The sequence below is a fragment of the Erwinia sp. S43 genome, from assembly GCF_016624745.1.
Classification (GTDB): domain Bacteria; phylum Pseudomonadota; class Gammaproteobacteria; order Enterobacterales; family Enterobacteriaceae; genus Erwinia; species Erwinia coffeiphila.
The window spans coordinates 43,705-69,497 of sequence record NZ_JACVTX010000011.1; the positions used below are offsets into that span (position 1 = coordinate 43,705).

26 protein-coding genes and 1 other annotated feature are annotated in these 25,793 nt (G+C 52.9%); of the genes, 12 read left to right on the plus strand and 14 right to left on the minus strand.

What is annotated here, in order from left to right:
• Positions 1-18 precede the first annotated feature (18 nt).
• The 9 genes from rfbA to wzzB all read left to right on the plus strand — a co-directional run bounded on the left by rfbA (position 19) and on the right by wzzB (position 9,733).
• Positions 19-897, plus strand: coding sequence for a glucose-1-phosphate thymidylyltransferase RfbA (gene rfbA, locus IBT47_RS14665; RefSeq protein WP_200561026.1), 879 nt, complete (start codon positions 19-21; stop codon positions 895-897).
• 1 nt (position 898) lies between these two features.
• Positions 899-1,435, plus strand: a complete 537-nt coding sequence (gene rfbC, locus IBT47_RS14670; protein ID WP_200561028.1) for a dTDP-4-dehydrorhamnose 3,5-epimerase — start codon at positions 899-901, stop codon at positions 1,433-1,435.
• A 13-nt stretch (positions 1,436-1,448) separates the two neighbouring features.
• Positions 1,449-2,693, plus strand: coding sequence for a flippase (locus IBT47_RS14675; protein ID WP_200561030.1), 1,245 nt, complete (start codon positions 1,449-1,451; stop codon positions 2,691-2,693).
• A 68-nt stretch (positions 2,694-2,761) separates the two neighbouring features.
• Positions 2,762-3,649 carry a glycosyltransferase family 2 protein gene (locus IBT47_RS14680; RefSeq protein ID WP_200561032.1) on the plus strand — a complete coding sequence of 296 codons (888 nt, stop codon included), beginning with the start codon at positions 2,762-2,764 and terminating at the stop codon, positions 3,647-3,649.
• A gap of 24 nt (positions 3,650-3,673) precedes the next feature.
• Positions 3,674-4,777, plus strand: coding sequence for a glycosyltransferase family 4 protein (locus tag IBT47_RS14685; RefSeq protein ID WP_200561034.1), 1,104 nt, complete (start codon positions 3,674-3,676; stop codon positions 4,775-4,777).
• Positions 4,778-4,840: 63 nt separating this feature from the next.
• Positions 4,841-5,824 (plus strand): EpsG family protein, encoded by a 984-nt coding sequence (locus tag IBT47_RS14690; protein WP_200561036.1) that lies wholly within the window; start codon positions 4,841-4,843, stop codon positions 5,822-5,824.
• 39 nt (positions 5,825-5,863) lie between these two features.
• Positions 5,864-6,955 carry a glycosyltransferase family 4 protein gene (locus IBT47_RS14695; RefSeq protein WP_200561038.1) on the plus strand — a complete coding sequence of 364 codons (1,092 nt, stop codon included), beginning with the start codon at positions 5,864-5,866 and terminating at the stop codon, positions 6,953-6,955.
• A 191-nt stretch (positions 6,956-7,146) separates the two neighbouring features.
• Positions 7,147-8,553 carry an NADP-dependent phosphogluconate dehydrogenase gene (gene gndA, locus IBT47_RS14700; protein WP_105591420.1) on the plus strand — a complete coding sequence of 469 codons (1,407 nt, stop codon included), beginning with the start codon at positions 7,147-7,149 and terminating at the stop codon, positions 8,551-8,553.
• 163 nt (positions 8,554-8,716) lie between these two features.
• Positions 8,717-9,733 (plus strand): LPS O-antigen chain length determinant protein WzzB, encoded by a 1,017-nt coding sequence (gene wzzB / locus IBT47_RS14705; protein WP_200561040.1) that lies wholly within the window; start codon positions 8,717-8,719, stop codon positions 9,731-9,733.
• Between the two features lie 86 nt (positions 9,734-9,819).
• Here wzzB and IBT47_RS14710 read toward each other — a convergent pair whose 3' ends face one another.
• The 10 genes from IBT47_RS14710 to hisL form a co-directional block, all read right to left on the minus strand.
• Complete coding sequence (locus IBT47_RS14710) at positions 9,820-10,305, minus strand: YbaK/prolyl-tRNA synthetase associated domain-containing protein (protein ID WP_200561043.1); 486 nt, start codon at positions 10,303-10,305, stop codon at positions 9,820-9,822.
• 59 nt (positions 10,306-10,364) lie between these two features.
• The gene (hisIE, locus tag IBT47_RS14715) at positions 10,365-10,976 is read right to left on the minus strand and encodes a bifunctional phosphoribosyl-AMP cyclohydrolase/phosphoribosyl-ATP diphosphatase HisIE (protein ID WP_200561045.1); all 612 of its coding nucleotides are present in this window, start codon (positions 10,974-10,976) and stop codon (positions 10,365-10,367) included.
• A complete protein-coding gene (gene hisF, locus IBT47_RS14720) occupies positions 10,970-11,746 on the minus strand; it encodes an imidazole glycerol phosphate synthase subunit HisF (protein WP_123334916.1) in 777 nt (258 codons plus the stop codon). The genes hisIE and hisF overlap by 7 nt, the downstream gene beginning before the upstream one ends.
• Positions 11,728-12,465, minus strand: coding sequence for a 1-(5-phosphoribosyl)-5-[(5-phosphoribosylamino)methylideneamino]imidazole-4-carboxamide isomerase (gene hisA / locus IBT47_RS14725; RefSeq protein WP_200561047.1), 738 nt, complete (start codon positions 12,463-12,465; stop codon positions 11,728-11,730). Before hisA ends, hisF begins: the two co-directional genes overlap by 19 nt.
• 5 nt (positions 12,466-12,470) lie before the next feature.
• Complete coding sequence (gene hisH, locus IBT47_RS14730) at positions 12,471-13,061, minus strand: imidazole glycerol phosphate synthase subunit HisH (protein ID WP_105591426.1); 591 nt, start codon at positions 13,059-13,061, stop codon at positions 12,471-12,473.
• Positions 13,061-14,128: a bifunctional histidinol-phosphatase/imidazoleglycerol-phosphate dehydratase HisB gene (gene hisB, locus IBT47_RS14735; protein ID WP_105591427.1), complete on the minus strand. Its 1,068-nt coding sequence runs from the start codon at positions 14,126-14,128 to the stop codon at positions 13,061-13,063. Before hisB ends, hisH begins: the two co-directional genes overlap by 1 nt.
• Positions 14,125-15,219 carry a histidinol-phosphate transaminase gene (gene hisC, locus IBT47_RS14740; protein ID WP_200561049.1) on the minus strand — a complete coding sequence of 365 codons (1,095 nt, stop codon included), beginning with the start codon at positions 15,217-15,219 and terminating at the stop codon, positions 14,125-14,127. Before hisC ends, hisB begins: the two co-directional genes overlap by 4 nt.
• Positions 15,216-16,523 carry a histidinol dehydrogenase gene (hisD, locus tag IBT47_RS14745; protein ID WP_200561051.1) on the minus strand — a complete coding sequence of 436 codons (1,308 nt, stop codon included), beginning with the start codon at positions 16,521-16,523 and terminating at the stop codon, positions 15,216-15,218. The genes hisC and hisD overlap by 4 nt, the downstream gene beginning before the upstream one ends.
• A 4-nt stretch (positions 16,524-16,527) precedes the next feature.
• Positions 16,528-17,427, minus strand: coding sequence for an ATP phosphoribosyltransferase (hisG, locus tag IBT47_RS14750; protein ID WP_105591430.1), 900 nt, complete (start codon positions 17,425-17,427; stop codon positions 16,528-16,530).
• A gap of 90 nt (positions 17,428-17,517) precedes the next feature.
• Positions 17,518-17,640 (minus strand) — a sequence feature (His leader region).
• Positions 17,616-17,663, minus strand: coding sequence for a his operon leader peptide (hisL, locus tag IBT47_RS14755; protein ID WP_100396937.1), 48 nt, complete (start codon positions 17,661-17,663; stop codon positions 17,616-17,618). (Overlaps the previous feature by 25 nt.)
• A gap of 177 nt (positions 17,664-17,840) precedes the next feature.
• Here hisL and IBT47_RS14760 point away from each other — a divergent pair, with 177 nt between their 5' ends.
• On the plus strand, positions 17,841-18,671 hold the full coding sequence (locus IBT47_RS14760; RefSeq protein ID WP_200561053.1) for an SDR family oxidoreductase: 831 nt from the start codon (positions 17,841-17,843) through the stop codon (positions 18,669-18,671).
• 68 nt (positions 18,672-18,739) lie between these two features.
• Here IBT47_RS14760 and IBT47_RS14765 read toward each other — a convergent pair whose 3' ends face one another.
• From IBT47_RS14765 to puuD, 4 genes are read right to left on the minus strand one after another with little or no spacing between them, the layout of a single operon-like run.
• Positions 18,740-19,567, minus strand: coding sequence for a hypothetical protein (locus tag IBT47_RS14765; RefSeq protein ID WP_234471908.1), 828 nt, complete (start codon positions 19,565-19,567; stop codon positions 18,740-18,742).
• A gap of 49 nt (positions 19,568-19,616) precedes the next feature.
• The gene (locus IBT47_RS14770; protein WP_200561055.1) at positions 19,617-20,891 is read right to left on the minus strand and encodes an FAD-binding oxidoreductase; all 1,275 of its coding nucleotides are present in this window, start codon (positions 20,889-20,891) and stop codon (positions 19,617-19,619) included.
• 40 nt (positions 20,892-20,931) lie between these two features.
• Positions 20,932-21,489: an HTH-type transcriptional regulator PuuR gene (puuR, locus tag IBT47_RS14775; protein ID WP_105591433.1), complete on the minus strand. Its 558-nt coding sequence runs from the start codon at positions 21,487-21,489 to the stop codon at positions 20,932-20,934.
• Positions 21,486-22,247: a gamma-glutamyl-gamma-aminobutyrate hydrolase gene (gene puuD, locus IBT47_RS14780; protein ID WP_200561057.1), complete on the minus strand. Its 762-nt coding sequence runs from the start codon at positions 22,245-22,247 to the stop codon at positions 21,486-21,488. The genes puuR and puuD overlap by 4 nt, the downstream gene beginning before the upstream one ends.
• Before the next feature lie 226 nt (positions 22,248-22,473).
• Between puuD and IBT47_RS14785 the strand changes: the two genes are divergently transcribed.
• Entirely contained in the window at positions 22,474-23,892 is a 1,419-nt protein-coding gene (locus tag IBT47_RS14785) for a glutamine synthetase family protein (RefSeq protein WP_200546087.1), read from the plus strand.
• A 481-nt stretch (positions 23,893-24,373) separates the two neighbouring features.
• Positions 24,374-25,741: an APC family permease gene (locus tag IBT47_RS14790; RefSeq protein WP_105591437.1), complete on the plus strand. Its 1,368-nt coding sequence runs from the start codon at positions 24,374-24,376 to the stop codon at positions 25,739-25,741.
• Positions 25,742-25,793 lie beyond the last annotated feature (52 nt).

The window sequence follows — 25,793 nt, forward strand, 5'->3', positions numbered from 1 at the left end:
TTAAAAAAAGAGAAAACTATGAAGCGTAAAGGCATTATTCTCGCTGGCGGTTCCGGAACCCGCCTCTATCCGGTCACTATGGCGGTAAGTAAACAGCTGCTGCCAATCTACGATAAACCGATGATCTACTACCCTATCAGCACGCTGATGCTGGCGGGGATACGCGATATTCTGATTATCAGTACCCCACAGGATACGCCGCGCTTTGAGCAGCTGCTGGGCGACGGGAGTCAGTGGGGATTGAATCTGCAGTATAAAGTGCAGGACAGTCCGGACGGGCTGGCGCAGGCCTTTATCATCGGTGAAGAGTTTATCGGTGAAGATAACTGCGCGCTGGTGCTTGGCGATAATATTTTCTACGGCCACGATTTGCCGAAAGAACTGGAAGAAGCCGTCAGTCAGCCTTCCGGAGCAACGGTATTTGCCTATCACGTCAACGATCCGGAGCGCTACGGCGTCGTTGAGTTCGATAAACAGGGCATTGCCGTTTCGCTGGAAGAAAAACCGCTGGAGCCGAAAAGCAACTACGCGGTAACCGGTCTTTATTTCTACGATAACAGCGTTGTTGAGATGGCCAAAAGCCTGAAGCCGTCGCCGCGCGGCGAGCTGGAAATCACCGACATTAACCGTTTGTACATGGAGCGCGGCGCGCTGAAAGTGGCGATGATGGGCCGGGGCTATGCGTGGCTGGATACCGGTACGCACCACAGCCTGATTGAAGCCAGTAATTTTATTAAAACCATTGAAGACCGCCAGGGGCTGAAGGTTTCCTGCCCGGAAGAGATTGCCTACCGTAAGGGCTTTATCGATGCGGCGCAGGTGAAAAAGCTGGCGGAGCCGCTCGCGAAAAATGATTACGGCAAATATTTATTAAAAATGATTAAAGGTCAGTTCTGACATGAAGGTAATTCACACGGCGATCCCGGACGTATTGATTTTTGAACCTAAAGTTTTTGGCGATGAGCGCGGTTTTTTCTTTGAAAGCTTTAATCAAAGTAGCTTTGAAAACGCAGTTGGCCACAGTGTCAGTTTTGTGCAGGATAATCATTCAAAGTCTACCAAAGGTGTGCTTCGTGGTTTGCATTACCAACTTGGGCCACACGCCCAGGGCAAACTGGTACGCTGTACTGCCGGTGAGGTGTTCGATGTGGCAGTAGATATTCGCCACGGCTCATCTACCTTTGGTCAGTGGGTTGGCGTAACGCTTTCGGCAGAAAATAAACGCCAGTTATGGATACCTGAAGGGTTCGCCCATGGCTTTGTTACGTTGAGCGACTCGGCTGAATTTTTATATAAAACCACGCAGTTCTATCATCCACCAAGCGAACGCTGTTTGATGTGGGATGACAAAACGTTAAATATTACCTGGCCAGATGCCGGTGAGCTGACACTGTCTGAAAAAGACAGGCAGGGAATGTCACTGGAAATGGTGTGAGGCCGTATTTACCGTGAGTTTAATCAAAAATACTATTTGGAATCTTAGCGGCTATGCGGTACCCACTCTGGTAGCCATTCCCGCATTAGGCTTTCTGGCTCGTGACCTCGGGCCTGAACGATTTGGTTTATTTTCGCTTGCGCTGGCTATCATCGGTTATGCCAGCATCTTTGATGCAGGATTAACGCGGGCAATAGTCCGCGAAATCTCGCTATTTAGAGATGATAATATTGAATGCGGTAAAATTGTTGCCAATTCGTCGCTAATTCTCACGGTATTAGGGATAACCGGGGGGGCAATTATTTACTTCTCCGGTCCGGCTATCGTTAATGTGCTGAATGTAAAAAGCGGATACTACGCGGAAACTTTGCAGGCAATCTCGCTTGTATCGCTTTCTCTTCCTTTTTTTCTTCTTAATCAGGCATGGCTGTCGATTTTAGAGGGTAGGGAAGAATTTAAGAAATCTAATCTGATCAAGTCTGTTAACAGTTCACTGATTGCCGGCCTGCCAGCGCTGGCGGCGATGATCCATTCTTCTCTGACATGGGCTGTGCTAGGTCTTCTCGCAGCGCGAGTGCTTTCATTACTCATCACTTTTTATCGCTGCCGAGAACATATTGTTTCTGGGCGGTTTACCATCGAGACAGCTACGATGGCACGTCTGATGCGATACGGTGGCTGGATTACGGTCAGTAATATCATCAGCCCGTTGATGTCCTACTTCGACCGTTTTATCGTTTCGCACGTTATGGGGGCATCTCATGTGGCCTTCTACACGGCACCCGCTGAAGGTGTTCAGCGACTCACCATCTTACCTGGCGCACTGGCGAGAGCCGTCTTCCCTAAACTGAGCGGGCGGTACGGACTTGATGAGAAGAAAAAACAGCGTAACCTGGCTTATAGTCTGATGTTATTGACCATTGTTCCGGTTGCGGTTGTGGGGATCATTTTCTCCGAATTCATTATAACGACGTGGCTGGGTCCGGCTTATGCGGGGTTACCTGCTGAGGTATTTAAGATCCTGCTTGTTGGTTTTGTATTGGGTTCGGTTGCACAGATTCCATTTGCCAGTATTCAGGGGGCTGGTTTTTCTAAAGTCACCGCAATGATTCACCTCTGTGAATTGCTACCTTACCTCGCCATACTCTATTATTTTATTAATTTGTGGGGGGTGATAGGTGTTGCCTGCGCCTGGACCCTGCGAGTAAGTGTTGATTGTCTGGCTCTTATCCTGATTAATAATAAGCTGGTCAAATGATTTGTATGAGCCTGAATGCTTTAACTGCTCGTTTTATGATATCCATTCAGGAGTGATAAGGGATTTTTATGCTTTCCTCAGGAATTCGATTAAAAAAAGTTTCAGCGATTATCGTTTTGTATCACTCAAATGCCGATAGTGTGTTGAGACTTATTAAACGACTTAATGATTGTGATTCTATCTATCTGATAGATAATACCCCTGGCATTGAAAAGTTAGATGAGAGATTTCACTATCAACCAAAAGTAAACTATATTCCACTGGGTGAAAATAAAGGGATTGCGTTTGCTCAAAATGTTGGTTTTGTAAAATCCATTGCCGACGGAAATAATGTTTTCTTCACTTTTGATCAAGATAGTTCAGTGGATGATAACTATATCGCTAATATGTTGGTTGAGCTTGATAAAATCACTAGCGAAGAAGAACGCGTTGCTGCGGTAGGTCCGCTGATTATTAATTCGAGAAATAATGAATCATATAATCGGGAAGTCAATTCAGGTCAGGAATCGCTGCAAGGATTATACTCTGTTGAAAGTATTATCTCTTCTGGTGCTGTTTACACTATCGAAGCATTGACCTATGTAGGCTTGAATAAATCAGAGTGGTTTATCGATTTAATCGATATTGAGTGGTGCTATCGTGCTCGCCATCTCGGTTGGAAAATATTCACTAGCACGAATGTCAGGCTCGAGCATAACCTTGGCCAGTCTGACATCAAATTGCCGGGAAAAACGCTCTCCCTCGCCAGTCCAATTCGGCTTTATTATGTCTATCGAAATTGGTTACTGGCTATGCGAGAACCGTCGTTCCCGCTTCGATACAAATTGAAAAAACTGGTGTTTATGCCTTGCCGAATAATTATTTATTCCATGGCAAACTCTCGGCGGGAACGAATTAAATATATATTTAAAGGGATAAAGGACGGCCTGCTTGGCCGCGTTGGCGAATATAAATAGCTAATCAAATATTCAGGCAGTTAAATGAAAAAAATCGTCATTACGGCTAATACAAGCTGGTATATTTTCAATTTCAGGGCAAGTACAATTTTTGCTTTGGTTGATGCCGGATTTAAAGTGGTCGTGCTAACTGCTGATGATCTGTATAAAAAACAGATTATTAGTCTTGGGGCTGAGTTTGAAACTATATTCATGGAACAAAAATCAAAAAATATAGTTAAAGAAATGACCTCTATCTTTTCTTACTGGAAAGCAATTAATCGTATAAAACCTGATGTTATATTGAGTTTTACACCAAAATCTAATATTTATGCCTCTCTGGTTTCCCGTCTGTCAGGAACAAAAGTGATCAGCAATGTTTCAGGGTTGGGTGGGGTATTCAACAAAAAGAGTTTTATATCACAGTTGGTGTTGAAACTTTATAAACTTTCTTTCTCATCCAATGTGCATGTCTTTTTCCAAAATGAAGACGACAGAAAATTGTTAATTGATGCGGGATGTGTAAAACCAGAGATGAGTTCGCGAATTTTTGGTTCAGGTGTTGATCTCTCCCGTTTTTATCCGGGGGTTAAAACTCATTCGCAAATAAAATTCATATTTGTAGCAAGACTCCTGAAGCCCAAGGGTACACTACACTATCTTAATGTAGCCAGAATACTTAAAACGCAGCATCCGAACTTAACCTTTTCAATTTTAGGGGTGTTTGACCCTAAAGAAAAAGAGGTTACACCTGAGTTGATAAAAAAATATGTTGATGAGGGTACCGTTAATTTTCTGGGTAAAAGCGATAGCGTAGAATCAGTTATCAGAGACTATGACGCCATCGTTCTGCCTTCGTGGTACAGAGAAGGGGTACCAAAAGCACTGCTTGAGGGTGCCGCTTCAGGCCTGTCGATTATTACTACGGATAGTGTTGGATGTCGTGATGTGGTGATTGATGGATATAACGGTTTTATTTGCCAGCCCAACAGTCTTTCCTCATTACAATCTGCTTTGGAAAAATATATATTCTTAAGTCCGCAAGAGAGAGATGAGCTTGGGAATAATTCCCGAAAATTTGCTGAAGAATTTTGTGATGAAAAAAATATACTTGATGAGTATCTCTCCTGTATAAAAAACAATATATAGTGCTATTGGAGTTCGTTAACGGTGAGAAATCAATAATGAATAATTTATTTGCGAGGGTTCTCTGTGGATGAGTATTTGATCAGGAAGAAGATTAATGAAATCCTGAATAATCTTCTGGTTTTTTTTATTATCCTGATTTGTTCAACACTGATCGCTATTCGTATCTTCGGCCAGGATAATGACTATCAGAACTATTTGTATTTTTGGGATAATATGGCTCCCGGATTTTCAGATAGTGAGAGTCGTTTCGAAATTGTTTTTGTTCTCTTTGCGGAGTTATTTAAGTATATCTTTCACTCCAGTTTTACAGTATTTCTTTTTTTTATTGCCTTTTCTTCTTTGCTTATCAAATTTCAATTATTCCGCAAAAATAAAGACTTTTATTTCATCGCTCTGATGTACTTGCTCAGCATGGCGCTTTTGCACGAAATGACACAAATACGTGCAGCACTGGCGATTGCTTTTGCATTTACTGCTATATATTTACGTGCCAAAAAACAGTTCGCCTCCGCATCAGTATTGTTCTTTATCGCCTGTTTGTCTCACTACTCTATGTTTTTTTTGGCAATCATTTTCTTTATTCCCGATCGCTGGATTGAAAAAGGGATTCTTTCAGACAAGAGACTGATCATTTTTGGTTTGCTGGCATCACTTGCATTGAGCACCACCGTTAGCATCCTGGCTCAAATCATCCCTATGCTAAGATTGTATGCTGAGCGGGCTGATGTTGAGTCATTTAATTTCTTTTCAGTCAGAGTCGTTGCCGTATTGCCTATACTAGTTTTTGGTTTTCTTTCATACCGGAACTTTAGTTCGTTTGAAAAACGCTGCTACATATTATCATTTGTTGGCTTGCTGTTAACGCCTGCCACCGCCATTATTCCCACTTTAGCCAGTCGTCTTTATGAGCTTTCCTTTGTGGGGTACTTTTTCTGGCTGCCAGGAATTAGAAATTACAGAATGTTGTCTTATGCTTTTTTCATGTTCATTTGCGTTTATTTGTTTATGCGAAATGTCTTCATTTCCCCGATATTCAATCTGGCATGATACCGCTGATAAACCTATTAAGAGACTTTTTTGGTCACTATGTTAAAAAATACTGTTTATATTTATACCAAGCACCAGGGGCAGGGTGCTTCATCACGATATCGTAGCATTCAATATTTTGATTATCTGCAACAGCAGGGGTTTACTGTTGTTCATCGCTATCTGTTTTCCGATGAGTACCTCAAGCTTAAATACTCGAAAAACCGTAAGCATTTACTTGTCGCCATGACTTGTTATTTGAAACGTTTTTTCAACCTGGTTTGCGATGTCAGAAAAGGCCGTGTTTTTATCATCGAAAAAGAGCTTTTTCCCTATCTGCCTGTGAAATTTGAATACCTGATTAAGGCCGTTGGGGCCAGGTACATTCTGGATTACGATGATGCGATATGGCACAACTATGATTCCCACAGGCGCGGGCTCGTCCGGTTTTTACTGGGAAATAAATTAAAGAAAATTATTCGTACTTCAGATTTTTTCATTGGCGGGAACGATTATCTCTGTGATTACGCTGACCGGGCAGGTGCCAGGCATGTCGTCACTATTCCAACAGTCATTTCACAAAAAAAATATCACGTTGCCTATCTGGATATGCCTAAGAGTGAGCCGTTTACATTGGTCTGGATAGGTTCCCCTTCAACCAGCCCCTATCTGGTTGAACTTAACGATGCATTGAGCAGGATTACTCAGGAGTTTGATATTAATGTCAGACTGATCGGTTTCGATGAAAAAATGAGTCATCGTTTGGCCTTCAGGCATACGGTAGTCAGTTGGAATGCTGATACTGAAGTGAGTGAGTTAGCCACCGCTCACCTCGGCATTATGCCCTTACCCGATCGTCCATTTGAAAAAGGGAAATGCGGGTTTAAACTCATCCAGTATATGGCTGTAGGGTTACCGATTTTAGCCTCACCGGTTGGGGTTAACGTGCAAATCGTCACAAACGGCGTGAATGGTTTCACCTGTCGAGACAGTGACGACTGGTACAGTCGAATCCGTCAAATTTTCCTTGACGAGACGCTCAGAGCTGAAATGGGGAAAAACAGCCGCAAGAATTTCATCGAGAGATATTCTCTTGAAGCTGCATCGATCATCTATCTTCAAACGATTGAGCAGGTGTGTGCGGGTGAATAAACGTTATTTTCCGGTTTTTTTACATTAAAACCATAATTTTTAGTGGGTTAATGTTTTGAGCTTTTTTCGGAAATTAGCAAAAGATCAATCGCACCAATCACTATCCTACGCACCTAAACCTGAGTTAACATGTCTGGAACATTGACCGCAGTCACATTGCTGCAGGAAAAATCACGTAGACAGGAGTAGGTATGTCCAAGCAACAGATCGGCGTTGTGGGTATGGCTGTTATGGGCCGCAATCTGGCACTCAACATTGAGAGCCGCGGCTATTCAGTTTCTATCTTCAACCGCTCTCGTGAGAAAACCGATGAAGTGGTCGCAGAGAACCCAGGTAAAAACCTGGTTCCGCACTACACCGTCGAAGAGTTTGTTGACTCACTGGAAAAACCTCGTCGTATCCTTCTGATGGTGCAAGCCGGTGAAGCGACCGATAAAACTATCGCATCCCTGACTCCACATCTGGATAAAGGCGACATCCTTATCGATGGCGGTAACACCTTCTACAAAGACACCATTCGCCGTAACCGCGAACTGTCTGAGCAGGGCTTCAACTTTATCGGTACCGGTGTTTCCGGTGGCGAAGAGGGCGCACTGAAAGGCCCATCTATCATGCCTGGCGGCCAGAAAGAAGCTTACGAGCTGGTTGCTCCTATCCTGGCTGAGATTGCAGCACGTGCAGAAGGCGAAGCCTGCGTGGCTTACATGGGTCCGGACGGTGCGGGTCACTATGTTAAAATGGTGCACAACGGCATTGAATACGGCGACATGCAGCTGATCGCAGAAGCCTACTCTCTGCTGAAAGGCGCGCTGAATCTGAGCAATGACGAGCTGGCGAAAACCTTCAGCGAGTGGAACGAAGGCGAGCTGAGCAGCTATCTGATCGACATCACCAAAGATATCTTCACTAAGAAAGATGAAGAAGGTAACTACCTGGTTGATGTGATTCTGGATGAAGCTGCGAACAAAGGTACCGGTAAGTGGACCAGCCAGAGCTCCCTGGATCTCGGCGAGCCGCTGTCACTGATCACCGAATCCGTGTTTGCCCGTTACCTCTCCTCGCTGAAAACTCAGCGCGTAGCGGCATCTAAAGTGCTGACTGGTCCAACCGTACAGGCTGTATCAGGCGACAAAGCCGAGTTCGTTGAGAAAGTACGCCGCGCGCTGTACCTGGGCAAAATCGTTTCCTATGCACAGGGCTTCTCTCAGCTGAAGGCTGCTTCTACCGAGAACAACTGGGATCTGCACTACGGCGAAATCGCGAAAATCTTCCGCGCTGGCTGTATCATTCGCGCTCAGTTCCTGCAGAAAATTACCGATGCCTATGCCGATAACGCTGACATCGCTAACCTGCTGTTGGCTCCGTACTTCAAAAACATCGCTGACGAATACCAACAGGCGCTGCGTGACGTTGTGGCTTATGCCGTGCAGAACGGTATCCCAACGCCAACCTTCTCTGCTGCGATCGCTTACTACGACAGCTACCGTTCAGCGGTACTGCCGGCGAACCTGATTCAGGCTCAGCGTGACTACTTCGGTGCGCATACTTACAAACGTACTGATAAAGACGGTGTGTTCCACACCGAATGGCTGGATTAATTCAGTCTGCAACCTCCCGCTAAGCGGGAGGTTGTTTCATCCAAAATAGTCTTTCTCGACTATTTTAAGAAATTCCCCATCGCACCTCGCTGACTCTTCAACTATTTTTACCTATACTGACTTCCTTTGCGTTAGCTTTCTTTGTTTGAGTAAATTGAAAATTATGAGTCGCGACAGCCATTCCAATTCTGAGCAGCATCCTTCAACTAACGGTTTCTATTCCCGAGATAATGAACTTGATTTATTAGAGATTATTGTTCAGTTATGGAAGGGGAAAAAAACTATCATGATCGCCGTGGCAATCACCGTGCTATTGGCACTGGCCTATGTATTGTTTGCCAAACAGAAGTGGACTTCCAAAGCGATTGTGACACTGCCCGCTGCAGGACAGGTTGCGAACTATAACGCGGCGCTGAGCGTCCTCTATGCACAAAGCCCGCAGGATAAACCTGCAATTGGCGACCTTCAGCAGCAACTCTTTAGTCGTTTCAGCGGTTCGATCAGTGCGCTATCTGCGGAATTAGATAATCTTGAAGAGCCTCTTGAACTGAAAGTACAGCAAGTGATTAAAGGTAGTCGGGAGCCGCTACGCATCACCTTTACAGCTGAAAGTGCACAGGAAGCGCAAAAGGAATTGGGACGTTATATCCAGAAAGTGAATGATGAGGTGGTTGATGATTATGGTGCGGATATCCGCCGTAGCCTCAGTGTCAAAACCCGCGAACTGAACGATTCACTTGATACGCAAAAGCAGGTGCTGCTGGATCGTAAACAACAACGTATCGATGTGATCAAGCAGTCGTTGAAAATCGCTGAAGCCTCGAACATTACTCACTCACAGCTCAACCAGGCAGAATCACTTTCTGACGATACGCTTTATCTGCTGGGGACCGTATCGCTGCAGGCGATGATCGCGAATGAAGCCACTAAGCCTCTGGCATTTGACGGGCGATATTATGAAACGCAGCGTTCACTGTTAGCGATGACCCATCTGAAAATTCAGGTGGAGAACCTGCAATCCTTCCGCTATATCGCACCGGGCGATCTGCCTGTGCGTCGTGACAGTCCCAAGCGCGCACTTACGGTCCTGCTGTCGATTATCCTTGGTGGTATTATCGGCTCCGGCATCGTAATTGGTCGTGTGGTCAGTCAGCAGTATCGCCAGCGCAAACAGTCTTAAACGTTAACGCAGCGGCCGGCACGCTCCGGCCGCTATGCACCAGGCGGAAGCCTGTTGCCATCATATTACACTCCAGGCCACCGCGCTTATTCCTCTTCCCGCAAAAAACTCAAAATGGTCGGTGCCGCAATGCGCTGATAGTCTGCCGTATTCAGCACCATGGATTTCTCCAGCAGCCCGGCGTTAAACGCCAGCTCGTCATAGCGTGTCAGCAGGCTGGGATCGGCAACCAGCAACAAATCCGGGTGAAAGCTGAAAGGTGGGATTGCGCCAAATACGCATCCGGTTAATTTATCCACCTCCGCCGGACTGGCCAGTGAGGCGCGCAGGCCGCCCAGCGCCGACGCCAGTCTGGAGAGGTCGGCCTGCTTGTCGGCAGGCAGCACCGCCAGCACGTGCTGCTTCACACCGTTACCCTTCACGTGGCACACCAGCGCTTTGGCTCCCTGGCCGAGTGCGGTGCCGCGCAGTGCAGCCACATCTTCACATTTCCCCATCGCCGCGTGTTCCATCACCCGATAACGCGCCTGCTGTCCGTCGAGCAGGGCGGTAAGTTGATCAAAGGTACTCATGATTGCTCCCTGTAAAAAAATAAGGGCCGGATAACCGGCCCCTTTAGCATAGTGAACGATTACTTGTGCCGCTGGCGCAGATTTTCAATCACCGCCGACAGGTTCAGCTCCTGATCCTGTAACAGCACCAGCAGATGATAAACCAGATCGGAGGCCTCGTTGGTCAGTTCGAAGCGGTCGTTAACCGTTGCGGCCAGCGCGGTTTCCACGCCTTCTTCACCCACTTTCTGCGCGATGCGCTTGGTGCCGCTGGCATAAAGGCTGGCGGTGTATGAGCTTTTCGGATCGGCATGCTTGCGTTCGGCCAGCAGCTGTTCCAGCTGATAGAGGAAGGTCCAGTCCGGTGCGGCCGGAGAGAAGCAGCTGGAAGTGCCAAGGTGGCAGGTTGGGCCAACCGGATTGACCAGCACCAGCAGCGTATCGTTATCGCAGTCCGGGGTGATGCTGACCACGTTAAGGTAGTGCTCGGAGGTTTCCCCTTTGGTCCACAGGCGCTGCCTGGTCCGCGACCAGAAGGTCACCTTGCCTGTGGCCAGGGTTTTATCCAGGGCTTCCTGATTCATATAACCGTGCATCAGAACTTCGCCGGAAACGGCGTGCTGCACGACGGCGGGCATCATCCCGTCAGTTTTTACCCAGTCCAGCTTAGCCAGCTGTTGTTCAGTTAACATGCGCGGATCTCCACACCTTTTTCTACCAGGAACGCTTTCAGTTCCCCAATATTAATAATCTGCTTATGGAAGACGGACGCGGCCAGCGCACCGTCGACGTCGGCATCGCGGAATGCCTGATGGAAGTGTTCCATGGTGCCCGCGCCGCCGGAGGCGATCAGCGGCACCTTACACACTTCACGCACTTTCTGCAGCTGTACCAGATCGTAGCCGTTGCGCACGCCGTCCTGGTTCATCATATTCAGCACGATTTCACCGGCACCGCGCTTCTGCACTTCCTGTACCCAGTCGAGGGTTTCCCACTTTGTAACGCGGGTGCGGCTTTCGTCGCCGGTGTACTGATTAACGTGATACTTGCCGCTTTCGCTGTCGTACCAGGTATCAATCCCGACCACGATGCACTGCACGCCGAAGCGATCGGCCAGGCGGGTGATCAGCTCAGGATCGGCCAGCGCCGGGGAGTTAATCGAAATCTTGTCGGCACCGAAGGAGAGCAGCAGCGCCGCGTCTTCCACAGACTTAATGCCCCCCGCCACGCAGAAGGGAATATCGATCACTTCCGCCACGCGTGAGATCCAGCTTTTATCTACCACGCGGCCATCGCTTGATGCGGTGATATCATAAAACACCAGCTCGTCGGCACCTTCCTGGGCATAGCGCTGCGCCAGCGGCACGATGTCGCCGATGATTTCGTGGTTACGGAACTGCACGCCTTTGACGACCTGGCCGTCGCGCACGTCGAGGCAGGGAATTATCCGTTTTGCCAGCATGAAATTGCCTCCGATACGTTGAATTTACCTTCCAACAGCGCGCGACCGACGATCACGCCCTGCGCACCGCTGCCGCGCAGGGCGGCAATGTCGTCCAGCGAGCCGATGCCGCCGGAGGACTGGAAGGCAATTTGCGGATAGCGCGCGGAGACTTCGCGATACAGCTCAACGTTTGAGCCACTGAGCGTGCCGTCGCGGGAGATATCGGTGCAAAGCACGTGCTTCAGGCCAAACGGCAGGAACTGGTCGATGACCTCTTCCAGCGTGATCCCGCTGGCTTCCTGCCAGCCGCTGATCGCCACTTCTTTACGGTTGTTGGCATCAATGCGCACGTCCAGCGCCAGTACAATCGCTTCCGCGCCGTACTGCTTAAACCACTGCTGAACCTCTTCCGGCTGCTTAATCGCCGTAGAACCGACCACCACGCGAGTTGCGCCAGCGCTCAGCAGCGCCTCAACGTCGTCTTTGGTGCGGATGCCGCCGCCAACCTGCACCGGCACGCTGACGCCCGCCAGCAGTTTGGTCAGCAGGGGGATCTGGCGTGCCGCCGGATCTTTCGCGCCGGTCAGATCGACCAGATGCAGCACGGTCGCGCCCTGAGCCTGATAATCCTGCAGGCGCGGCAGAGGATCGCTGCCGTAGTCGCGCTGCTGGCCGTAGTCGCCCTGGTGCAGGCGCACCACTTTGCCATCAATTAAATCTAACGCCGGGATAATCATACCGGTTACATCTCCAGGAAATTTTTCAGCAGCTGCGCGCCAGCGGCACCGGAACGCTCGGGGTGGAACTGCACGCCGTAGAAGTTATCTTTCTGCACCGCAGCGGTAAACGGTGACCCGTAGTTGCACTGGGCAATGGTGTACGGGTTAACTGGCATGGCGTAGCCGTGAACGAAATAGAAGTACGAACCGTCTTCAATGCCGCGGAACAGATGATTACCGGCCTGCGAAGTAATCTGGTTCCAGCCCATATGTGGCAGCGGCAGGCCAACATCCTGCATCCGCTCAACCGGATATTCGATCACATCCAGCGTCGGAATGCCGCCGTTTTCATCGCTGTGCGATCCGAGCAGCTGCATACCCAGGCAGATGCCCAGCACCGGCTGCGTACAGGCTTTGATCAGCTCGATCAGTTCACGTTCGCGCAGTTGGTCCATCGCCGCCTGCGCGGTGCCGACGCCCGGCAGAAACAGCTTGTCGGCGTTCAGTACGATATCGGCTTCACGGCTGACCTGCGGGTTATAGCCCAGGCGCTGTATGGCCCACTTTACCGAGGAGAGGTTGGCGCAGCCGGTATCCAGGATCACCACGTCCATTACAGTACTCCTTTCGAGCTTGGCAGCGTGTTGCCCTCTACGCGGATCGCCTGGCGCAGGGTGCGGCCGAAGACTTTAAACAGGCTTTCCACGCGATGGTGATCGTTTTTGCCTTTGGTGCGCAGGTGCAGGGTGCTGGCCATGGTGTAGGAGAGCGAGCGAAAGAAGTGTTCCACCATCTCGGTGCTCAGATCGCCCACGCGCTGATAGCTGAACTCGGCTTTGTATTCCAGGTGCGGGCGGCCGGAGATATCCAGCGCGCAGCGTGCCAGGCATTCATCCATCGGCAGCACGAAGCCAAAGCGACCAATGCCGCGCTTATCGCCCAGCGCCTTCAGCAACGCTTCACCCAGCGCCAGGCCGGTATCTTCCACGGTGTGGTGATCGTCAATGTACAGATCGCCCTTCACGTCGATATTCATGCGGAAACCGCCGTGGGTGGAGATCTGATCGAGCATATGGTCGAAGAAGCCGACGCCGGTGCTGATTTTGCTGTCGCCTTCGCGGTCCAGCCACACTTCAACCTTGATCTGCGTCTCTTTGGTGCTGCGGTTGACCAGCGCGTAGCGATCGCGTTTGGTCAGCTGTTCTTCAATCTGTGACCAGCTCAGGCCGTTTTTGCCGTACAACAGGCCGGTGATGCCCATATTCTGTGCCAGCTGAACGTCGGTAGCGCGGTCACCGATCACATAGCTGTTGGCGGTATCCAGCGCGCCTTCCGCCAGCCACTGGGTGACCATTTTGGTTTTCGGCTTGCGGCAGTCGCAGTTATCTTCCGGCTTGTGCGGGCAGATCAGGATATCGTCAAACTTCACGCCCTGAGAGGTGAGGATCTGCATCATCAGATTGTGTGGGCCGTCGAAGTCCGCCTGCGGGAAGCTGCTGGTGCCCAGTCCGTCCTGATTGGTGATCATCACCAGCCGGAAACCGGCTTTCTGCAGCGACAGCAGGGCGGGGATTGCATCCGGCTCAAAGGCCAGTTTATCCATGCGGTCCACCTGAAAATCTTCCGGCGGCTCAGAAATAATGGTGCCATCGCGATCGATAAAAAGGACTTTCTGACTCATGCTTGCTCCTGAGGTACGGTTGCGCCGGGTAAGGATTTCAGCGCGCTGATAACACGGTCACACTCTTCACGGGTGCCGATGGAAATACGCAGGCATCCGGACAGTCCCGGCTGCTTATTCTGGTCGCGCAGGATAATACCCTGATCCCACAGCGTCTTGAAGACCTGGCTGGAGGCCGTAAAGCGCGCGAGAATATAGTTGGTTTCACTGTTAAACACTTCTTCAACGCAGTCACACTGGCGCAGATCGGCAATCAGCTTTTCACGGTTGGCGATTAGCTGACCGACGTGCTCACGCATCAGCGCAATCCCTTCGTCGCTCAGCGCCTGACCGGCGATATCCGCGACGGGGGTCGAAAGCGGGTAAGGGGCGATCACTTTCATCAGCAGCGCGATCACTTCGGCGTTCGCCAGGGTGAAACCACAGCGCAGGCCCGCCAGCGCAAAGGCTTTCGACAGCGTGCGCAGAACCACCAGGTGCGGGTAATCTTTCAGCCAGCCGGCCAGCGACGCCTGCGGGCAGAATTCGATGTAGGCTTCATCAGCCACCAGCAGCGCTTTACCGCGCGTCATCTCCAGCAGCTCACGGAAATCGTCCGGGTTGATCAGGTTACCGGTCGGGTTGTTCGGGCTACAGACGTAAACCAGCTTCACGCCGTCCAGCTGTTCAGCAATGCCGGACAAATTCAGCTGCCAGTCTTCACGCGCTTCAACGGTGCGGTACTCCACGCCGATGGTTTCCGCGCTGACGCTGTACATGCCGTAGGTCGGCGGGCAGAACAGCACCGCATCTTTACCCGGCTCGCAGAAGGCGCGCATCAGCAGCTCAATGCCTTCATCGGCACCACGGCTGACCAGCACCTGATCTGCATTCAGTCCGGCGTAAGCGGCATAGCGCTCAATCACCAGCCTCGGCTGGCACTCCGGGTAACGGTTCAGCGTCTGCTGGCTGAGGTCAAACGGCACCGCCAGCGGATATTCATTGGCGTTCAGCCAGACGTCGCCGTTGCCGCCCAGGCGGCGGGCGGACTGATACGGCGTCAGCGCGCGAACGTTTGCGCGGGCCAGCGCTTCAACGGAATTCGTGCTCATGGTTTCTCCTTCAGTGCGGCTACGCGCAGGGTTACGGCGTTCTTGTGGGCAATCAGCTGCTCGGCGGCGGCCAGCGTTTCAATGGTCGCCGCCAGGCCCATAAAGCCTTCCTGCGTCAGTTCCTGCACCGTCATTCGCTTCTGGAAGTCCGCCAGACCCAGGCTGGAATACGTGGCGGTATAGCCATAGGTCGGCAGCACGTGGTTGGTCCCGGAGGCATAATCGCCTGCGGACTCCGGCGACCAGTCACCAAGGAATACCGAACCGGCGCTGGTGATGCTCTCCACCAGATCGCGTGCCTGGCGGGTCTGAATAATCAGGTGCTCTGGCCCGTAGCGGTTGCTGATCTCCACGCACTGCTGCAAATCGCGCACCACAATCAGGCGGCTGCTTTCCAGCGCTTTGGCGGCGGTGGCGGCGCGCGGCAGTTCGGCCAGCTGACGATCCACGGCGGCGGCAACGGCTTCCGCCATCGGCAGAGAAGGCGTTAGCAGCACCACCTGCGAGTCCGGGCCGTGCTCGGCCTGTGACAGCAGGTCAGAAGCGACGAAGTCCGGCGTTGCGCCCTCATCGGCGATGACCAGCACTTCCGACGGACCGGCAGGCATATCGATCGCCGCACCGTCCAGGCGCTGGCTGACCTGGCGCTTGGCTTCGGTGACGTACGCGTTGCCCGGGCCAAAGATTTTGTCCACTTTCGGCACGCTTTCGGTGCCGAACGCCAGGGCGGCAATCGCCTGCGCGCCGCCCACCTGGAACACTTCCTGCACGCCGCACAGTTTGGCTGCGTAAAGGATTTCATCGGCAATCGGCGGCGGCGAGCACAGCACCACGCGGCGGCAGCCGGCGATGCGGGCAGGCGTGGCCAGCATCAGTACGGTGGAGAACAGCGGTGCAGAACCGCCGGGAATATACAGGCCCACCGAGGCCAGCGGGCGGGTCACCTGCTGGCAGCGCACGCCGGGCTGGGTTTCAATATCCACCGGCGGCAGTTTCTGCGCCACGTGGAAGGTATCAATATTGGCGACCGCAACGGCCATCGCCTGCTTGATTTCTGAACCGAGGCGCGCGCAGGCGTCCTCGATTTGCTGCTCGCTGACGCGCAGTGCATCAACCTGCGTTTTATCAAAGGTGGCGCTGTAGTAACGCAGCGCATCGTCACCTTCGGCTTTAACCTTCTCGAGAATACCGCGCACGGTGGTGCTGATACTGTCCGAGGCAGAAATCGCCGGGCGGGTCAGCAGCGCCTGCTGCTGCTCTTCACTACAATCCTGCCAGGCAATGGGGGTCATCGTGGTCGCCATGGGATTACTCCATCATCTTCTCAATTGGCAGCACCAGAATGGAGCTGGCCCCGAGGGATTTCAGTTTTTCCATGGTTTCCCAGAACAGCGTTTCGCTACTGACCATGTGCATGGCTACGCGGCTCTTATCGCCCGCCAGCGGCAGAACGGTAGGGCGCTCGGCACCCGGCAGCAGGGAAATAATGTCTTCCAGACGCTCGCTCGGCGCGTGCAGCATGATGTATTTTGATTCGCGAGCCTGAATCACGCCCTGAATACGGGTCATCAGCTTGTCGATCAGCTCCTGCTTGGCGGCAGGCATTTCGCCGTCGCGCTGGATCAGGCAGGCTTTAGAGCGGTAAATCACTTCCACTTCACGCAGGCCGTTGGCTTCCAGCGTTGCGCCGGTAGACACCAGATCGCAGATCGCATCGGCCAGACCGGCGCGCGGTGCCACTTCCACCGAGCCATTCAGCAGGCAGGATTTGAAGTTAACGTTTTGCTTATCGAGGTATTTTTTCAGCAGGTGCGGGTAGGAGGTGGCAATACGGGAATTCTGTAAACAGGCCGGTCCGGTATATTCGTCATCCACCGGCATCGCCAGCGACAGGCGGCAGCCGCCGAAATCCAGGCGACGCAGGGTGAAATAGCGCGGATCTTCGCCCTGAGCGCGGCGGGTCAGCAGCTCTTCTTCCAGCACGTTCTCACCGATGATGCCAAGGTCAACCACGCCATCCATCACCAGGCCCGGAATATCGTCATCGCGTACGCGCAGGATATCAATCGGCATGTTCTCAGCGAAGGCGATCAGGCGCTGCTGCTGCAGGTTAATTTTGATGCCGCAGCGGGCCAGCAGTTCGCGTGATTCGTCACTTAAACGGCCTGATTTCTGCATAGCTATGCGTAAACGGGTGTTATCTAACATCGGTGCTAATCCTCTTTATCCTGTCTGCTTTATATTCATTATGCCGTTGGTCAGTCCGTCATCTCAGCATTCGGGCTCTGTGTTCAGCCCAAAAAAAAGCCCCCGGAAGGTGATCTTCCGGGGGCCATTTCGCGTTTATGCACCACTGGAAGATCCTGAACGTCTTCCAGCACACATCGCCTGAAAGACTAGTCAGGGTGATGGTGGTGATGATGGTTAAACTGAACGCGAGTCATAAAATTCTCTTGGATGAATGTCTATTCATATCGTGACAAATAACCTAACCAGGATAGGGAGATGACGCAACACTTTTTTGTTAATGTTGAAAGATTCTCTTATTCACGGGCGGTTGTCAGCGGCATTGGGCTGGCGTAGCCTGAGGCATACTGGTTGCAATAAACGGGAGCAAGGACATGAAGAGAGTCGCAATTGTCGGGCTGGGCTGGCTGGGAATGCCGTTGGGGCTGTCGCTCACCGCCGCCGGAATGCAGGTCACCGGCAGCAAAACTACGCCGGACGGCGTTGAGGCTGCGCGCATGTGTGGTATTGAAAGCTACGTGCTGGAACTCAATCCGGAACTGGTCTGCGAGGCGGATGACCTTGCCGCCTTGCTGAGCGTTGATGCACTGGTGATTACCCTTCCCGCCAGCCGCACGGCATCCGGCGGCGAAAGCTATCTGCTGGCGGTACAGCAGCTGGTGGACAGCGCGCTGGCGTTTAATATTCCGCGCATTATCTTCACCAGCTCAACCTCCGTATATGGCGATCGTCCGGGCTTGACCAAAGAGAGTAGCGAATTGCTACCGGTCAGTGTGGCCGGGCGCACGCTGCAGGAGCTGGAAAATTGGCTGCACAAGCTTCCCGGCACCTCGGTAGATATTTTGCGGCTTGCCGGGCTGGTAGGGCCGAAGCGCCATCCGGGGCGTTTCCTTGCCGGAAAAGAGGGGCTGAGCAATGGTGAGCAGGGGGTGAATCTGGTGCATCTTGAGGATGTGATTGAGGCCATCCGGCTGCTGCTCCAGCGGCCGAAAGGCGGCCACGTTTACAATCTTTGTGCCCCGGTTCACCCGTCACGAAAAGCGTTTTATCCCACCGTCGCGCGCCAGCTTGGCCTGACGCCGCCGACCTTTATTGACGACCGCACCGGTAAAGACGGCGGTAAAATCATCGACGGCAGCAAAATCTGCCGCGAACTGGGCTTTGAATATCGCTACCCGGACCCGGGCAAAATGCCGCTGGCTTAACCCTGAAACGGTGCTGGCCATCACACTGACAATCCTGATGCCGGCACGGATGCAGGGTGGTTCTTACGTCAGGCCGCATTCTCCGGGATGTCAGTGAAAAAAGCCGGATCGATCCGCTGCTCTTTGAGCCAGGGATGGATGGCCAGATAGCGGTACACCGCCGGACCCGGCGTTATCGGCGGATATTGATAAATTTCATCCAGCCGCTCCAGCGTGGTGTGCAGCATCGGATTGCGGCAGTACAGGCTGATTTCCTCGCTGCCGTCCTTAATCTCCTTTTGCAGCTGCGCGATGATCCACAGCGTCGGTCGCCACCAGTCATAGGCGAAATCCACATGGCGGATCACCGTCGCTGCCGCCTGGCGGTGCGAAAGCATGGCAAAGAAGTTAAGCACATTATCCAGCTTCAGCCGCGCGTTGCGATCCAGCGCGATAACCTCATCCAGACTCATCCCGTTAAGCTCTGGCTTCAGCTCGGCATACGCCGCTGCGGCCGAGGCCGGGAAGGGCTTCCTGCCGATCGGGAACAGGCGGCTGCTGAGATATTCCGCGTACGCTTTATCTCTGACCGCAATCAGCAGGGCAAGAAACGCCTCGTCTTTCACCTTCTGAAACTCATCGGTGGTGAAGGTGGTCAGCAGTTCAAAAATGGAACGCTCAACCAGATCCTTCGCGGATCGTTCTGATTCGATGTACTGAAAGCGGAAGGTAATCACCACCCCGGTAAAGGCCAGCGCGGTGAACAGCACGTTAATGGCGTTGTAGATTGCGCCGGTGGGTTCGCCGAAGGCCGCGCTGGAAACATAGCGGGAGAGGGGGTACGCCGCTGCCCAGAACAGGATGATGCCAAAAACCACAATAATGAAGAAACGGGTGTTGCTACTGGTTGAATTCATGACGGTTCCTCAGGTGACCGGTCCGCATTTTACTGCGAACCGGCCGGATTTAAACCCCCAGTCGGTCACGCAGCGCATACCAGGCGGCCCCGATCGCGGTCAGCGGCACGCGCAGGGTGCGCCCGCCGGGGAAGGGCAGATGCGGCAGTTTCGCAAAGGCATCAAAGCGTTCGGCGTCGCCGCGCATCGCCTCGGCGATCAGCCGACCGGAAAGATGTGTGCTGGTCACCCCGTGGCCGCTGTCGCCCTGCATGTAGTAAACGCCGTTTTCCAGGCGGCCAAACTGCGGCATTCTTGACAGCGTCAGCAGGAAGTTGCCGCTCCACGCGTAATCAAACTTCACCCCGGCCAGCTGCGGGAAGGTTTTCAGCAGCTTGGGGCGGATCAGCGCATCAATATCAGACGGTTCGCGCGCGCCATAGATCACACCGCCGCCGTACAGCAGGCGGTTATCGGCGGTCAGTCTGAAATAGTCCAGCAGGTAGTTACAGTCCTCAACGCAGAAGTTGTTCGGCAGCAGCGACTGTGCCACTTCGGCTGAGAGCGGCTCGGTGGCAACAATCTGCGAACCGCAGGGCAGGCTTTTTTTCGCCAGCCGGGGTTCAAGATGCGGTGCCAGATAGGCATTACCGGCAAAAATCACAAACCGCGCCTGAACCTGCCCGTGTTCGGTACTGATGCGATGTGGCGAACCGTACTGCACGGAGGTGACTGCCGAACGCTCAAAGATTCGCCCGCCGTGACGGCGAATGGCTTCGGCCTCGCCCAGCGCCAGATTTAGCGGATGAATATGCCCACCGCTGCGGTCCAGCAGCCCGCCGACGTAGCGGTCGCTGCCTACTTCGCGGCGAATCTCCTCGCGGTCAAGTAGCTCAAGCTGGTGGTTGCCATAGCGCCGCCAGCGTTCCGACTGCGCGTCAAGATGCTGCATCTGTCGCGGGGTAAGGGCGGCAAAAACACCGCCGGGGCGATAATCGCAGTCAATGGCATAGCGGTCGATGCGATCGCGAATAATTGCCGCGCCCTCAAACATCATGCTGCCCAGCAGCTTCGCGCTCTCGCTGCCGTAGCGCTGTTCGATAACGTCGACATCGCGACTGTAGGAGTTAACAACCTGCCCGCCGTTGCGGCCGCTGGCGCCAAAACCAACCTGTGCCGCCTCCAGCACCACCACATCATAGCCCGCTTCGGTCAAAAACAGCGCCGAGGAAAGGCCGGTAAACCCGCCACCGATGATGCACACGTCGCACTGAATACTCTCTTTCAGCTGCGGCCAGGCTTCGTGCGGGTTGGCGGTTGCTGCATAGTAGCTATTCACATGCATATTTTTTCCCTTATGCCCGGCTGCACCGGGCCTGTCGTGGCTAAAACGTTGCGGGCGTATGGGCGCTGATAATGCAGCAGCGCCGGGAAGACGAATTGGTAAAGCTGTGGGGATTGCCGGTATCAATGACATAACTTTGACCGGCATGCAGGTGATAGCTCTGACCGTTGATATTCAGCGTGATTTCACCCTCCAGCAGCGTGCCGGTTTCTTCCCCCTGATGACGTATTTTTTCACCGGTGGTTGAGCCTGGCTCATAAGTTTCCAGCAGCATGGCCAGCGTTCTGCGGGCGTTGCCGTTGTGGATCAGGCGAAGCGAAACCCCCTGGCCGCCGATATCGATCAGCTCATGCTCCTCAATCACCACTTTAGGTACTTCATCCACCACCGGCTCTGAGAAAAACTCTGACAGCGAGAGGCCGTAAACCTTGAGTAACTTTTGCAGCGTGCTGACTGCCGGGCTGACTTTATCCTGCTCAATGGTGCTGATCGCACTATGCGTCAGGCCCGAAAGCTCCGCCACGCGGCGCTGTGACAAACCCATCTGCTGCCGGAGCTCGGACAGCCGTCGTCCGGGAGCCAGGGTGATTTCGCTCATAGCCTTTCCTTTCTGAAACGCTGGCTGGCCGCGATCAGCCCGCCAAAAATCTGGCGGGAGGGCTCCGAACCGGCGCTTTGCCATTCCGGATGCCACTGAACCGCCAGGGCAAAGGGATGCTGAGAATGACTGACGGCTTCGATCAGGCCGTCGGCGGAACGCGCTTCGGGCCGCATTTTTGCGCCCAGCGTGCGTATTCCCTGCTGGTGCAGGGAGTTGACCCGCAGCCTGCTGGCGTGGTTTACCAGCGATGAGAGCAGGCCGTCCGGTTCCAGCCAGACTTCATGAACCGGTGAGTACTGTTCCTCCAGCGTCAGGGAGGGATCTTCGCGGTGATCCTGCATGCCGGCTACCAGATGGAGCTGGCGGTGCAAATCACCGCCGGTGGCAACCACCAGTTCCTGCAGCCCCCGGCAAATCGCCAGCAGCGGCATCCGGTTTTCCAGCGCGTAGTTGACCAGCGCAAAGGCCAGGCGGTCGCGGCCGGGATCGGCATCCGGTTCTTCCCCGGACTGATGATAATGATGGGGTTCGATATTACTCGGGCTGCCGGTGAGTAAAATACCATCCAGCGCAGCCATAGCGTTTTCTAATAGATGAGGGGCTGACATCAGCCCGTGGGGCAGCGCCAGTGGAATTCCGCCTGCCAGCAGAACGGCATCGAGATATTTGTTGTGTACCATCTGCGTCGGATGGCCGTTTTTATCGACCTGGCACATCACCACGCCAATCAATGGTTTGTCAAAAATAATGCCCATTCTCACCCCGTTACACTGTTAAAAATATCAACCGGTGGAACCGCCCGTGGCGCAAAACTGTGCAATATTATGTCAATCTAGCAACGGGATGGGTAATATTCAAACGTGATGAGGCGAAAAATAAAGCAGTTAGTTGCATTTGCACACTCTTTGTGTTGGCGCTATGTTAATAGTGTGGCTGTTATTTTGAGCAACGCTCAACAACGAAACGAACCTGGTGGGTGGCATCATGACCAATATTGTCGAAGTTGAAGACTTCACGCGGCACAGTGAAGAGAAACGAACCACCGCGTTCCAGAGTGAAGTGCAAACTTACCTGGAACGCCATCCTGAAACGCAGTACGTCGATATCCTCCTCAACGATTTAAATGGCGTTTTTCGCGGTAAACGCATTCCGATTGCCAGCCTGAAGAAACTGGAAAAAGGCTGTTACTTCCCGGCTTCTGTCTATGCCATGGATATCCTCGGCAACACCGTGGAAGAAGCGGGGCTGGGCCAGGTACTGGGTGAACCGGATAATATCTGCGTTCCCGTTGAAGGTTCTTTAATTCCCTCCGCTTCCGATCCCGAACATCTGGCGCAAATTCTCCTGACCATGCGCAATCAAGATGGCACTCCCTTTGACGTTGAACCCCGTAATGTTCTCAACCAGCTGTGGCAGCAGTTGCGCAATCGAGGGCTGTTCCCGGTGGTAGCGGTAGAGCTGGAGTTCTATCTGGTCGACAAGCAGCGCGATGCCGAGGGCTATATTCAGCCGCCGTGCGCGCCGGGCAGCGACGAGCGCAACATGCAAAGCCAGGTCTATTCCGTTGACAATCTCGACCATTTTGCCGACGTGCTGAGTGAAATCGACGAGCTGGCGAAACAGCAGGGCATCCCGGCCGACGGCGCGCTGGCGGAAGCGTCCCCGGGCCAGTTTGAGATCAACCTGCACCACACGCGTAATGTGCTGAGCGCCTGCGATCACGCCGTGCAGCTGAAGCGGCTGATCCGTCAGGTGGCCGAACGCCACGGCATGAATGCCACTTTTATGGCCAAGCCGTACGAAGAGTACGCCGGTAGCGGCATGCATGTGCATATCAGCATGCTGGATGCCGCCGATCACAATGCCTTTATCTGCGATGACGGCAGCGATTCGCCGCTGCTGAAGCGTGCGCTCGCCGGGATGATCGATCTGATGCCGGCTTCGATGGCGCTGCTGGCGCCTAACGTCAATGCCTATCGCCGTTTCCTGCCGGATGCCTTCGTTCCGCTACAGGCATCCTGGGGCCACAATAACCGCACCGTAGCGCTGCGTATTCCCTGCGGCGACAGCGATAACCACCGCGTGGAATATCGCGTTGCCGGTGCCGATGCTAACCCTTATCTGGTGATGGCGGCGATTCTGGCCGGTATCCTGCACGGGCTGGATAACCAGCTGCCGCTACCGGTCGCGGTGAAAGGTAACGGGCACGAGGCGGAGGGCAACCCGCTGCCGATCCGCCAGAGCGATGCGCTGTATGAGTTTGAGCAAAGTCATGCATTACAGAAACTGCTGGGCGCACGTTTCGGTTTTGTCTGGCACAGCTGTAAGCATCATGAGCTGATGCACTTCGAGCGGCTAATCACCGCCACGGAAATTGACTGGATGCTAAAAAACGCCTGAAGCCCCGGCTGGCAGGCGCTGAACGCGGGTAATCGTCTGTGTAAAAGTGCTTTGCCAGTTAGGATTAAACGTAAATTTGTAACTGGAAGTCTCAAAAGCTTGTCAGAGTGCCTCCGTTTGGTGCAAAATATGCGCCCTGCATTAGAAGATCACGTAACCGACGCTAATTAATCCTGGCGGCGGTTATTTTTTTTATGCAGGTAAACGAACTTTGTATTTTAAGAGGCCGGTCCAGAACCGGATAGATATAAGCTTTCAGCACACACAGTGACGTGTCTTATTGAGGAAACAAACATGGGGCAACATCTTCTTACTCCAGCATCTGCTGGTATTCGCCAACGCGACGACTACGGCGCGAAAGCAGGATCTTTTTCTACTCCTGCCTGCTATTCCCTCAATCCTCTTAAGAAAGACTATCGCAGTACGCGAAGTTTCCCTGTGGTTCAACCCAGAAAGGTTGACTCTATGGGGAGGCTGAACCATGTCGCTTAATACCGCTACTCCTGGCGCACAGCCTCGCGCTCACCTGAAGAAAACGCTGACGTTAATGCCTGTAGTGATGATGGGCCTGGCTTACATGCAGCCAATGACCCTCTTCGATACCTTTGGCATTGTTTCCGGCTTAACTGACGGTCACGTAGCTACCGCATACGCATTTGCGCTGATTGCTATTCTGTTTACCGCGCTGAGCTACGGCCAGCTGGTTCGTCGTTTCCCGTCTGCGGGTTCGGCTTACACCTATGCACAGAAAGCGATTAGCCCACACGTCGGCTTTATGGTCGGCTGGTCTTCACTGCTTGATTATCTGTTTATGCCGATGATCAACATTCTGTTGGCCAAAATTTACTGGGAAGCACTGGTTCCCGGCATTCCATCATGGATTTTCGTGATCATGCTGGTGGGCTTTATGACCCTGTCTAACCTGAAAGGCATTAAAACCGTTGCTAACTTCAACAGCGTGATCGTTGTGCTGCAGGTAGCGGTAATGGTGGTCATTATGGGTATGGTGGTCTGGGGCGTAGCGCACGGCGAAGGTGCCGGTACGCTGGTCAGCAGCAAGCCATTCTGGTCTGAAAATGCCCACGTTGTGCCGATGATTACGGGGGCGACCATACTTTGCTTCTCGTTCCTCGGCTTTGACGGCATTAGTTCGCTGTCTGAAGAAACCAAAGACGCCGGGCGCGTGATCCCGAAAGCAATCTTCCTGACTGCCTTAATCGGTGGCGTGATCTTTGTCGTGGTTTCTTACTTCCTGCAGCTGTACTTCCCGGATATCTCTCGCTTTAAAGATCCGGATGCATCACAGCCGGAAATCATGCTGTACGTGGCGGGCAAAGCCTTCCAGTTCGGCATCCTGATTTTCTCCTGTGTGACCGTACTGGCTTCAGGCATGGCGGCCCACGCTGGCGTATCGCGTCTGATGTACGTGATGGGCCGTGATGGTGTGTTCCCGGAGCGTTTCTTCGGCTATATCCATCCGAAGTGGCGTACCCCGGCGCTGAACGTGCTGCTGGTTGGTGCTATCGCGCTGACCTCCATCACCTTTGACCTGGTCACTGCCACGGCGCTGATTAACTTCGGTGCGCTGGTCGCGTTTACCTTCGTAAACCTGTCGGTAATTTCGCAGTTCTGGATCCGTGAAAAGCGTAACAAAACGCTGAAAGACAACTTCACCTTCCTGATCCTGCCGATGCTGGGTGCGCTGACGGTGGGTGCGCTGTGGATTAACCTGGAAGAGAGCTCAATGGTTCTTGGCCTGGTGTGGGGCGCAATTGGTCTGATTTATCTGGCCTTCGTGACTCGCAGCTTCCGTAATCCGGTGCCGCAGTGTAGCGAAGACCTGATGTAACGGCGGTTAAGCTTTGCATTAAAAAGGGGCGGTTCATATGAACCGCCCCTTT